Source organism: Polaribacter vadi (assembly GCF_018861005.1).
Lineage (GTDB): Bacteria > Bacteroidota > Bacteroidia > Flavobacteriales > Flavobacteriaceae > Polaribacter > Polaribacter vadi_A.
On record NZ_JAHKQL010000015.1, the window covers coordinates 63,237 to 75,729 of the forward strand.

General features: G+C 30.0%; 11 protein-coding genes. 4 read left to right on the forward strand and 7 right to left on the reverse strand.

What is annotated here, in order from left to right:
* Positions 1-57: 57 nt before the first annotated feature.
* The 4 genes from KO506_RS07295 to KO506_RS07310 form a co-directional block, all read right to left on the reverse strand.
* Positions 58-1,077 carry a hypothetical protein gene (locus tag KO506_RS07295; protein WP_252726814.1) on the reverse strand — a complete coding sequence of 340 codons (1,020 nt, stop codon included), beginning with the start codon at positions 1,075-1,077 and terminating at the stop codon, positions 58-60.
* Positions 1,052-2,101 carry a cytochrome-c peroxidase gene (locus KO506_RS07300; protein ID WP_215994243.1) on the reverse strand — a complete coding sequence of 350 codons (1,050 nt, stop codon included), beginning with the start codon at positions 2,099-2,101 and terminating at the stop codon, positions 1,052-1,054. Before KO506_RS07300 ends, KO506_RS07295 begins: the two co-directional genes overlap by 26 nt.
* A gap of 54 nt (positions 2,102-2,155) precedes the next feature.
* On the reverse strand, positions 2,156-2,935 hold the full coding sequence (locus tag KO506_RS07305) for an MbnP family protein (protein ID WP_215994244.1): 780 nt from the start codon (positions 2,933-2,935) through the stop codon (positions 2,156-2,158).
* A gap of 140 nt (positions 2,936-3,075) precedes the next feature.
* Positions 3,076-3,399 carry a hypothetical protein gene (locus tag KO506_RS07310; RefSeq protein ID WP_215994245.1) on the reverse strand — a complete coding sequence of 108 codons (324 nt, stop codon included), beginning with the start codon at positions 3,397-3,399 and terminating at the stop codon, positions 3,076-3,078.
* A gap of 196 nt (positions 3,400-3,595) precedes the next feature.
* Between KO506_RS07310 and KO506_RS07315 the strand changes: the two genes are divergently transcribed.
* Positions 3,596-4,381: an alpha/beta fold hydrolase gene (locus KO506_RS07315; RefSeq protein ID WP_215994246.1), complete on the forward strand. Its 786-nt coding sequence runs from the start codon at positions 3,596-3,598 to the stop codon at positions 4,379-4,381.
* Positions 4,382-4,606: 225 nt separating this feature from the next.
* On the forward strand, positions 4,607-5,611 hold the full coding sequence (locus KO506_RS07320; protein WP_215994247.1) for a sugar kinase: 1,005 nt from the start codon (positions 4,607-4,609) through the stop codon (positions 5,609-5,611).
* Positions 5,612-5,675: 64 nt separating this feature from the next.
* Here KO506_RS07320 and KO506_RS07325 read toward each other — a convergent pair whose 3' ends face one another.
* From KO506_RS07325 to KO506_RS07335, 3 genes are all read right to left on the reverse strand, one after another.
* The gene (locus KO506_RS07325; protein WP_215994248.1) at positions 5,676-6,971 is read right to left on the reverse strand and encodes an aminopeptidase P family protein; all 1,296 of its coding nucleotides are present in this window, start codon (positions 6,969-6,971) and stop codon (positions 5,676-5,678) included.
* Positions 6,972-7,027: 56 nt separating this feature from the next.
* Entirely contained in the window at positions 7,028-8,335 is a 1,308-nt protein-coding gene (locus tag KO506_RS07330) for a DEAD/DEAH box helicase (RefSeq protein WP_215994249.1), read from the reverse strand.
* Positions 8,336-8,478: 143 nt separating this feature from the next.
* Positions 8,479-8,745, reverse strand: a complete 267-nt coding sequence (locus KO506_RS07335) for a GlsB/YeaQ/YmgE family stress response membrane protein (protein WP_215994250.1) — start codon at positions 8,743-8,745, stop codon at positions 8,479-8,481.
* Positions 8,746-8,896: 151 nt separating this feature from the next.
* On the opposite strand from KO506_RS07335, the gene KO506_RS07340 reads away from it, so the two are divergent.
* The gene (locus KO506_RS07340) at positions 8,897-11,725 is read left to right on the forward strand and encodes a VPS10 domain-containing protein (RefSeq protein WP_215994251.1); all 2,829 of its coding nucleotides are present in this window, start codon (positions 8,897-8,899) and stop codon (positions 11,723-11,725) included.
* Positions 11,726-11,796: 71 nt separating this feature from the next.
* Positions 11,797-12,417, forward strand: a complete 621-nt coding sequence (locus KO506_RS07345; protein WP_215994252.1) for a DUF6973 domain-containing protein — start codon at positions 11,797-11,799, stop codon at positions 12,415-12,417.
* Positions 12,418-12,493: the final 76 nt, after the last annotated feature.

Sequence of the window (12,493 nt, forward strand, 5' to 3'; positions counted from 1 at the left end):
ATTCAAATGATGATTGGCGAGCAGAAATGCTCGCCTTTTTTTACATCATTTTTTATCTTAATTATTTAAATTAAAGTTTAAATAAATAGATAAAGATTGTTTGGGAGTAACATTACCACCAAATAAATTATGAGAAATTGGTAAGGTGTAATTTGCCCCAATAATAAAATCTTTGGTGGTTATTTCTGCACCAAAAGTTCCGTTAACAACGTTACCATCTGTTTTCGGAATTTCTTCTTGGTATTGTTCAATTTTATCATAAATATTACCAGAAAGGCCTACAAAAGGTAAGAGCATGTATTTTTCTTTAGAAATAGCATAAAAGAAATTAGAAGCATAACTAAACTGATTCCCAAACTTATATTCATTCTTGTTTTCATTTTTAAAATAATACGTTAAACTAGTGTTTACACCAAATTTATCTGCTCCATAACTATGTGCAAGTCCCAAAATACCGTCTAAACTTCCTGTTCCTAATTGAAAACCTGGGTTTACTCTGTCTGCTAAAATTTGTTCGAATTTACCTGTTGGTAATTTTGCTCCCAAACCAATTTCTAAAGAATGTCCTGAAGGTTCTTTTTGTACGTTTGTATACAATTTAGCCTTTTCTTCATCTAATTTTTTGTAAAACTTAAATTTGTACCAACTCATTATTGTTGCGTCTCCAAAACCATTAATATTTTCTTCTCTGTCTGTATAAGTTCTTTTTAAATCTTGATATGGTAAAATGGCACTCACATATAATTTTTCATTTATAGGCAATCTTCCCCAAAGTTGATAGGTATGAAAATTTTCTGTGCTTGTTGGCGAGTTTGAAAAAATACCATCTTTAGATTCAAATGTTTGATAAATATAACGCACACCAACAAAGCTAGCGTTGTTTAAAGTTCCTAAACCAAAAGAACCACTGCTTGTTGAACATCCGCATAAATCACAAAAGAAAAACTCAAAAGAGTCTGGCTCGTGATTAGAACAATTTTTAAAATTATGATTTGCAAAACTTTGAAAAGTAAGCAACACAAATCCTAAAAATACTATTGATTTTTTTATTTTAATATTCTGCAAAACGTTCATCATTTAAAAATGTATTATCTGTTAATGTATTTAAAAAAGCAATTAAAGCAGTTTTTTCATCCGAAGTTAAATCGATACCTAAACTGCCATCGTTTTTTACTAATAAAGGATCTACAATTCCTCCATTTTCGGTCATTCCATCTGTATAAAAATTAAGAACATCTTCTAAAGTTCCAAATCTTCCATCGTGCATATAAGGAAAAGATAAAGCTACGTTTCGTAAACTTGGTACTCTAAATTTGTAAAAATCAGATTCGTAACCAGAAACGCGTTTTCTACCTTCTTCTTCTGGGAATTTTGTATTGTAAGGAACTCCGTTGTTTCTGTAAGTTTTATCAGTAAATAAAGCACCTGAATGACAAGTGGCGCATTTATTATCAAAAATTTCTAAACCTTCACTTTCTGCTGTTGTAAAAGTTGCATTTTCTTCGTTTCTAACAACTTTATCGTATTTAGAATTGCCAGAAATCATAGTTACCATAAACTGAGAAAGTGCTTTTAACATTCTTTCTGATGTAACTTCTGCATCACCAAAAGCATTGGTAAATAATTGTTCATATTCAGTATAAGAACTCAATTTTGCCAAAACAGAAGGAATGGTTTCATTCATTTCTACTTCGCTTGTAATGGGTATTATAGGTTGTAGATCTAAATGAATTGCTGCTCCATCCCAAGTAAATTCAGTAAAAAATGCTAAATTTTGTATAGGTTGTGTGTTTCTAAATCCTGTTGCACCATCAACTCCATGACTAACAGTGTGTCCATGATGTGTAAATGCAGATGCCTGTTCATGACAAAATCCGCAGGCAATAATATTATCTGAAGCCAATCTGCCTTCGTAAAATAATTTTTTACCTAAAGCTACACCTTCATTAGTTAAAGGGTTTTTAGATAAATCATATTCCAAATCCGGGAAATTACTAGGTACTTGCAAGTCTATATAATTGGGTACAGCAGTATAAACTTCCTCTTTATCACAAGAAATAAACGAGCTGATTGCTAAAAAAAATAGAATTATTTTTTTCATATTTATAATTAATACGCAACCAGATAAATTCTGGTTGCGTTATCTAAAAAAAGATTAATTATGTACGTGATCTACTACAAACATACCATTAACATTGGTTGCAATTTGTGGCGATTTTACTGCATCTACATGAATTTGAGCAGCATCGTCTAACAAAAAGGTTGTTGTACCAGATAAAATATTAGCAAGATCTGCAACTACATGAATTTCTGGAGTTGAGGTTGTTCTTACTCTTGCAGAGTTTGTTAAACTTAAAGTAACTTCTTTGTAATTGTCTACAGAAGAACCATGGCTACCCATATGAAATGCAAAAGCAGTTTCTGTAGTGGTTACGTCTGATGTGTAAAGCCCTTCAAAAACAAAAAACTTATAACCAGCTTGCCAAGACCACATCATACCTGCATCTTGTGCTAAGGTTAAAAAGTCTCCTTGACCAGTTGCGCCTTCTAAATATTTTTCTTGATCTACACCAATACCAAAAGTAATTTTTGTATAATCTGCTGCAGGTATATTAGAAAGACTTATAAATTGAGAATCTGTATCTGTTTCGCTTACAATAAAGTAAGAATCTTCTTTTGGATAGGTAAAAATCTCTCCTTCTTCGTTTTCTAAACGGATGTTACTTACAATGTACTTTACATCAGAAATTTTAATTTCTTCAGATTCATTAGCAGAATAAGAAGCAGTGCTTAATAATAAATCTGATGTTAAATAAGAATTATCGAATTCTAAGGTAACTTTGCCTTCTCCTGTAATTATTTCTTCGTCTTCTGATGAACAAGCTGTAATTGATAATGCAATAAAAGATGCAATTAAGTATTTTGTGATTTTCATGATTTTCTTTTTTAAATACGTGTTTTTTTAATCGTATTTTAGTTCTTAGTAAATAGATTTTAATTTGTTGTAGCACATCAGGTTTTTATAGAAAAAAATCTATAAAAAGTGTACTAAAAAGGTTTTAGTGTAATAACTATTTAAGAAAGAAAATCTGGTGGTTGTTCTAATTTATTTAGAAAAGAATAAGAGTGTAAAGAGTTCTTGTTTCTGATTGTTTTTTTCTGATAAAACGTGAAATGTTTTGCAAGGTATTCATCGTTTTTTTGAAGAAAAACAGGAAAAAAAGCATCAGTAATAATGTTTATATCTTTTAGATCATCATCAGAAGTATCTATATCATTAGAAATTTGTTTTGCTAAATGACATTTACCATTACATTGTAACTCTGGTTTATTTTTATTTACACAATAAGTTTCTATAATGTAATCTATATTTAATTGATAATAGCCAATATATGCCAAGTGATATATGGGCCTAAAAGCAAAAGCTATAAATACTATTATGCAGATCGTTTTTTTCAGAAAAACAAATTTTTGCAAATATAAAATTTACTCAGGAGTTTGGTTTACTTATGTAAGTTAAAATTTAGGTTTTAATTACAATAAAATTAAAAAGCCTATTTTTGCGTATGTAATTTTATAATTTTAATAAACGCACTTGTTAAATTACTATTCATATCCTCATAAAACCGCTAAAGAATGGGTAACTTTTGTACATGGTGCAGGAGGTAGTAGTTCTATTTGGTATAAGCAAGTTCGCGATTTTAAGAAGCACTTTAATGTGTTGATTTTAGATTTAAGAGGTCATGGAAATAGCAAGCCAAAGCTAAAGGATACATTTAATCCGAAATATACTTTCGATTCTATAACTGAAGATATTGTTGAGGTAATAGATTATTTAAAAATTGAAAAATCTCATTTTGTAGGTATTTCTTTGGGTACAATTTTAATAAGAAATTTAGCAGAAAAAAAGCCAACATTAGTACAAAGCATGATAATGGGTGGTGCTATTATTAAAATGAATTTTCGCTCGCAAGTATTAATGAAAGTAGGCAATATTTTTAAATCTGTAGTACCTTATATGCTATTGTATAAGCTGTTTGCTTTTATAATTATGCCAAAGAAAAATCATAAAAAATCAAGATCACTCTTTGTGAATGAGGCTAAAAAATTATATCAAAAAGAATTTTTACGTTGGTTTAAATTAACATCAGAAATTAATCCTTTATTACGTTTTTTTAGAACTAAAGATATTAATATACCTACATTTTATATTATGGGTGCAGAAGATCATCTGTTTTTACCATCCATAGAAAATATTGTAAAGCTGCATAAAAAAGCATCACTTTTTGTAATTGAAAATTGTGGACACGTGGTTAATGTAGAGCAACCAGATGCGTTTAATAGCCAAACAATTCGTTTTATTACTTCTTTAAAAGGATAGTTAAATTACTTGTAAAATTGGTTAACCAATTTCCTTAATTTTTAACTTTTTGTCTATTTTTTCTCATTTATTTTTTTCTTCTGATAAAATTATAATTCTATAAAACCCTTTATTGGTAGGGTTTTCGAGATGTTTTATCTATAGGTTTTTTGCTAAATAATTACAAATAAAATAATCTTTTTATAGGTTTTTATGAAGTATCTTTGCCATATAAAAGATTTTAATATGAATCAGATAATTACATTTGGAGAGGTATTAATGCGAATTTCTCCACGTGGAAATAAAAAGTTTATTCAATCTAATAATGTTGAGTTTTATTTTGGAGGTACAGAAGTAAATGTAAGTATTTCTATTGCCAATTTTGGTGGTAACGTAAAACATATTTCTTGTATTTCTGATGATTTTATAGGTGATACAGCTATTTCTTATTTAAGAAAATTTGATGTAAGCACTTCTGCAATTGTGCGTTCTAGAAGACCTTTAGGTGTATACTTCTTAGAAGTAGGTGCAGTTATGAGACCTAGTTCTATTTCTTACAACAGATCTCACTCTTCTTTTTCTGAAATTCAACCAGAAATGGTAGATTGGGAAAATGCCTTAAAAAAAGGAAAATGGTTTCATTGGACAGGGATTACACCTGCTTTAAACAAAGGAAGTAGAGATACTTTATTAGCAGGTTTAAAATTAGCTAAAGAAAAAGGAATGCAAATTTCTGCAGACCCAACTTACAGAAGTGGACTGTGGAAATATGGAGAAGACCCTAAAGAGGTTTTAACAGAGTTAGTAAGTTATTCTACCATATTTATAGGTGGTGTAAATGAAATAAATGAACTTTTAGGTACAGATTATTCTTTTTCTAATGAAGATTTTATTAAAGCTAGTAAAGAACTAATAGAGAAATTTCCATCTATAGAAAAAGTATTTGATAAAATTAGAACTTCAATTAATTCTTCTTGGCATAAAATTAGAGCCAGAATGTGGAATGGTAAAGAGTTTAAAGAAACTGAAGATTTAGATATTACACATATTATAGATAGAATTGGTACAGGTGATGCTTATGCAGCTGGGATAATTCATGGTTTACAAAAATTCGACGATTATAAAGCTATGGAATTTGGTAGCGCAGCTTGTGCAATAAAACATACGTATATGGGGGATGTAAATTACGCCACAGAAAGAGATGTAATTAATATTTTAGAAGGAAATACAACTGGTCGTTTAAAAAGATAGGTTTAAGTTATAATATAAAAAAAGGCAAGAAAGTTAATTTTCTTGCCTTTTTTTATATCTTTTTTTAAGAAGGATTCATTAAATCCTCAATTTCATCTGCTTCTATGGGTATGTTTTGCATCAAATTAAATGGAGATCCATTTTCTTGAATTATAACATCATCTTCTAAACGAATTCCAAAACCTTCATCTGGTATATATATACCTGGTTCTACTGTAAAAACCATATTTGCTTGCATTGGTTGGTATAGTAAACCATAATCATGGGTGTCTAAACCAATGTGATGACTTGTACCATGCATAAAGTATTTTTTATAAGCAGGCCAATTAGGGTCTTCATTTTGTACATCAGCTTTGTCTAATAAATTTAATTTTAACAATTCTGATGTCATTACTTTACCAACTTCTACATGATATTCTTTCCATAAAACTCCAGGAGCTAACATATTTGTAGCTTCTTTTTTTACTTTATTTACAGCATTGTAAACTGCTTTTTGTCTATCAGAAAATCTTCCAGAAACGGGTATAGTTCTAGATAAATCACTTTTATAATTTGCATATTCTGCAGCAATATCAAACAAAATTAAATCGCCATTTTTACATTGTTGATTGTTTTCTATATAATGCAAAACATTGGCATTATTTCCTGATGCTATAATTGGTGTATACGCAAATCCTTTAGATCTGTTTTTTACAAATTCATGTAATAATTCTGCTTCAATTTCATATTCCCAAACTCCTGGTTTTACAAAGTTTAAAATTCTTCTGAATCCTTTTTCTGTAATATTACATGCATGTTGCATTAAATCTAATTCTATTTGATCTTTTACAGAACGTAAACGTTGCAAAATAGGATTGCTTTTTGCTACAGAATGTGCAGGATATTTTGCTAATAACCATTTTGTAAATCTATCTTCACGAGTTTCTGTTTCTACAGCAGCTCTGTAATGTTCATTGGTATTAATATAAAAACGATCTGCATAGGCACTCATTTCGAAAAGTACTTTTTCTAAATCTTGTAACCAATACACAGTTTTAATACCAGAAGTAGTAAATGCAGCTTCTTTGGTAAGTTTTTCACCTTCCCAAACAGCTATATGCTCATTGGTTTCTCTAACAAAAAGCACTTCTCTTAAACTTTCATTTGGGCAATCAGGAAAAAGTAGCAAGATGCTTTCTTCTTGGTCTACACCACTTAAATAAAAAATATCTCTATGTTGCTCAAAAGGCATTGTGCTATCTGCACTAATAGGATAAATGTCATTAGAGTTAAAAACAGCAATACTTTTTGACTTCATTTGTGAAGCAAAATTTTGACGATTTTTGATAAATAAGGCTGAGTTTATAGGATGATATTTCATATGAATTTGAATTTACTATACAAATGTAATGATAATATCATCAGAAAAAAATCAAGCTAAAAACGTTTCTTTTTAGGAGCTCCTGTTCTTCCTCTTCCAGAAGAGGAGCCAGCTGGTTTATTTCCTTTAAAATGAGGTTTTCTTTTAGGTTTACTTCCTTGAGAGTTTGCACTTTTTTTCTTACCAAAAGAACCTTTACTTTGTGTAGCAGCTCTTTTTGGTGCAGTAGTATCTGTTGGCTCAAAACCCTCTACAATAGTAGAATTTAATTTTTCTTTGAGTAGTTTTTCTATTTCTTTTTGATATTCAGTTTCTTCGCTACAAACCAAAGAAATTGCTTCTCCTTTTGCACCAGCTCTTCCTGTTCTACCAATTCTGTGTACATAATCTTCTGGTACATTTGGCAGTTCATAATTGATTACGTGTGGTAATAATGGAATATCTAAACCACGTGCAGCAATATCAGTTGCTACTAATATTCTAATGGAATTATCTTTAAAATCTCTTAAAGCTTTTGTTCTTGCTCCTTGACTTTTATTTCCATGAATGGCAGCTGCAGAAATTTTGGATTTTATTAAATTTTGAGTTAATCTGTTGGCACCGTGTTTTGTTCTGGTAAAAATTAAAACTTGGTTCCAATTATTTTCTTTTATCAATTTAACAGTAAACTCTGTCTTTCGTTTTTTATCAACTTTAAAAACACTGTGTGTTACTTTTTTTGCAGTAGAATTTTGTGGAGCAGTTTCTACCTCTACAGGATTTTTTAAAATACCATTAGCAAGCTTTTTTATATCCTTAGAAAAAGTAGCAGAAAACATTAAGTTCTGACGTTTTTCTGGCATAAAACTAATAATCTTGTTAATGTCTCTAACAAAACCCATATCTAGCATTCTATCAGCTTCATCTAAAATTAAAACATCGATTCTTTTAAAAGACACCGCTTTTTGATCGTGCAAATCCAGTAATCTACCAGGTGTTGCTACTAAAATATCTACACCTCTTTTTAGTGTAGCAATTTGCGATGCTGGTTTAACCCCACCAAAAACAACTGCAGATTTTATGTTTACGTATTTACTGTATTCTCTTACATTATCGTAAACTTGTGCAGCTAATTCTCTTGTTGGTGTTAAAACTAAAGCACGTAAAGGTCTATATTTTGGGTGTTTTGTTTCTGTTAAATATTGTAAAACTGGTAAGGTAAAACCTGCTGTTTTTCCTGTACCTGTTTGTGCAGATGCCAAAACGTCTTTTCCTTGTAAAATATGTGGTATAGCTTTTTGCTGAATAGGAGATGGAGTTGTGTATCCTTTTTCTTCTACTGCTTTTATAAAGGCATCAGATAAGCCTAAAGATTTAAATGTCATAAATGGTATTTAAGAAACAATTTTTTCATCATTTCTAATAGAGTGCAAATGTAGGTTGATTCTTTTGCTTATGTATTGTTATTTACTGTAAATAAAAAAAGATGCATTTAAGCACCTTTTTTTTATCTGTACTATTTTAATATTTATCTTCTTTTGGCACGACTTCCTCGTAAAATACCAACTAAAAATAAAATTACTATGGCACCAGTAGCACCAACTATAATATCTTCTAACCAGTATGGGTTTACGTTAATTTTTATGCCTAATTGTCCATAAAGCCAATCACCAACAAAACTACCAGCAATACCAATAATAATATTTACTAATAGTCCAAAACCATTATCTCTCATTAATACATCTGCTATATAACCACAAATAGCACCAATAATTATCGTGTACAATAATCCCATTTTTAAAAAATTTAATTGATTAATTAATCGCAAATTAATAAAAATTAACAGTAAATTCTAAAAGAAGTCCTTAAAAACTAATATTTTAGTCAAAAAAATAGCCTTATACAGGTAAATTATAACCAATCAATAACTAATACTTCCTTTTTTTATGAAAAAAGCATTACTCTTAAGTTTCGTTTTATTTTCAACAATTGTTTTTGGTCAACAAAAAACCACAAGCGCATCAGACGTAAATCAATCTTTAACCAAGAAATCTAAAATGATGACTTCTTCTTTGGTTAAAAACATCAATTTTACAAATATTGGACCAACTGTTATGAGTGGTAGAGTTGTAGATGTTGCTGTAAACCCTTATAATACAACAGAATTTTATGTTGGTTATGCTTCAGGTGGTTTATGGTATACAAATAATAATGGAACCACTTTTACACCACTTTTAGATAATTCTCCAACACAAAATATTGGTGATATTGCTGTAGACTGGAACTCAGGAACAATTTGGGTAGGTACAGGAGAAAAAAATTCATCAAGATCTAGTTACGCAGGTATAGGTATGCTAAAATCTACGGATAAAGGTAAAACATGGGTAAATGTTGGGTTGTTAGATTCTCATCATATTAGTAGAATTGTCATCAACCCAAATAATACTGATGAAGTTGTAGTTGGTGTTATTGGTCATTTATATTCATCAAATAAAGAAAGAGGAATCTTTAAAACTATTGATGGTGGTAAAACTTGGACAAACCCTTTATTTATTAATAATGATACAGGGGTTATAGACGTTGCTTTTGCGCCAGAAAACTTTAATATTATGTATGCTGCTTCTTGGGAAAGAGAACGTAAAGCTTGGAATTTTGATGGTGATGGAAAAAATTCTGCAATTTATAAAAGTACAGATGCAGGAAGTACGTGGACTAAAATTAGCGATAAAAGTGGTTTTCCTGTAGGTGATGGAGTAGGTAGAATTGGTTTGGCTGTTTTTAACGCAAATACAGTGTATGCTTTGCATGATAGTCAATTTAGAAGACCAAAAGATGCAGATAAAAAAACTTCTTATGAATTGTCTAAAGACGATTTTAAAACCATGTCTAAAGACGATTTATTAAAATTAGAGGATAAAAAATTAAATACCTATTTAAAAAATAACGGATTTCAAGAAAAATACAGAGCTCAAAATGTAAAGCAAATGGTTAGAGTAGGTTCTGTAAAACCTGTAGATTTAGCAAGTTATTTAGAAGATGCCAATTCTATGTTATTCGATACTCCTGTTATTGGAGCAGAGGTTTTTAAAACTACAAATGGTGGTAAATCTTGGAAAAAAACTCACACCGATTTTTTAAATGGTGTGTACAGTTCTTACGGTTATTATTTTGGAGAAATTAGAGTAGATTTACAAGACGAAAACGGAATTTACGTTTTAGGTGTACCTATTATAAAATCTAAAGATGGAGGAAAAACGTTTACATCTATTAGTAGAGAAAATGTACATTCAGATCACCAAGCTTTGTGGGTAAATCCTAAAAAATCGGGTCATATTTTAAATGGTAATGATGGTGGTTTAAACCTTTCTTATGATGATGGAGAAAACTGGACTAAATTAAACGATCCTGCAGTTGGTCAGTTTTATGCTGTGTATGCAGACAATCAAAAAAACTATAAAGTGTATGGTGGTTTGCAAGATAATGGAGTTTGGGTTGGCGCAAACAATGCAAGAATGGATAAGCGTTGGCAACAATCAGGTCAAAACCCTTACGAATCTATTATGGGTGGAGATGGTATGCAAGTTCAGGTAGATGATAGAAATCCGAATATTGTGTACACAGGTTATCAATTTGGAAACTACTTTAGAATTGATAGAGAAGGAAGAAATACTTACATTCAGCCAAAACATACTTTAGGCGAAACTCCTTATCGTTTCAATTGGCAAACTCCTATTTTATTATCAAAACACAATCAAGATATTTTATATTTAGGTGGTAATAAATTACACAGATCTTTAAATCAAGGTGATGATTGGGAAACCATTTCTGACGATTTAACAACTGGAGGTAAAAAAGGAAATGTTGCTTATGGAACATTAACTACAATTTCAGAAAGCCCTTTTCAATTTGGGTTGATTTACGTAGGTTCTGATGATGGTTACATCAACCTAACAAAAAATGGAGGTGGAAGCTGGACAAGGATTTCTAATAATTTACCACAAAATTTATGGGTAACTAGAGTTATTGCATCAGCACACAAAAAAGAAAGAGTGTATGCAACTTTAAACGGTTATAGATCAGATAATTTTACACCTTATGTGTATATGTCTGATGATTATGGGCAAACCTGGCAAAATATTGGGGAATCAATACCTACATCAGCAGTAAATGTAATTAAAGAAGACCCAGCAAATGAAAATGTTTTGTATTTAGGTACAGACAATGGTTTATATGTTTCTTTTGATAAAGGAACTTCTTGGAGTGTTTTTAGCAAAAACTTGCCAAATGTTGCAGTACACGATTTGGTAGTTCAGCCAACAGCAAAACATTTAATAGTTGGTACACATGGTCGTAGTTTATATAAGGCAGATATTGCACCTATTCAAAAAATGACCAAAGAAGTTTTATCAAAATCTACCCATATTTTTACTATTTCAGATATTAGACAAAGCAGAAATTGGGGGAGTTCTAGGAGTCAGTGGAGAGCTGCAAACGAGCCAGAATTGAGTATTCCTTTTTACTCTAAAACTAAAACAAAAACGGTTGTAAATATTTATAAAGATGATGTAAAAGTAAACTCAATTTCTGTAGATGCAGATAAAGGGTTTAATGCATTTTCTTTTGATGTAACTTTCTCTAAAAATGGTCTTAAAGCGTATAAAAAAGCCAATGAAAAAGCTAAAGTAAAAGCCGCTCAAAATGATGTTTACTATTTGCCAAAAGGTAAATATGTAGTAAAAATAGGTGATGCTAAAAGTGATTTTCAAATTAAGTAAACAATTTTTAAAATAGCTATTTTACAAACCTCACAGATATTAATATTTGTGAGGTTTTATATATTTGAATTATGAAGACTTCAGTAATTTATATTTGCTTGTTTTTAGCTATTACTATAAATGCACAATCTAATTTTAATAAGTTTTTAAAGCTATCTAAACCTTTAAAGAGTTGGGTGGCCTTGCATCCTTTTAAAGCAAAAAAAGCTTTATTGATTTCTGAAGAAACCATAAGAATATCAGATTCTATTGCTAAAACAGATTTATTAGATGGTGATGTTTCTGGTGGACAAGTAGATGCTTTTAGACACGCCTTTTGGATGGCAAGATTGCATCAAGAAATTGGTAAATCTGCAGCTAAAACTTTAGGAAAAGCGCATGAAAAAGAAAATTACCTAACTTTTAAAAAGAATAAGTTAGAAGATGGTTTTTTGCCAGATAAAATATCTTCAGATATGGATTTATGGAATAATGAACAAGGTTTAAAGCTAATAGTAAAAGGAAGTGAAACCTCTAAAAACGGATTAATATTTAGAGTTATTAACGCAATTTTAGCAGGTAAAATGAAAATTATCAAAAAAGATAAAAAAGGTAATTTTTTAAATTGTAAAGGTGATGTTATTCTTACAGAAGATTTAAAAGGAAAATGGAAGAATAATAAATGTTTGGTAACATCTAACTCTCAAAATTAAAATCAGTTTAAACTTAACTTAATTATTACATAACAAGGCTGTTATTACTTTTATAAATCATAATTTCTTAATAGAA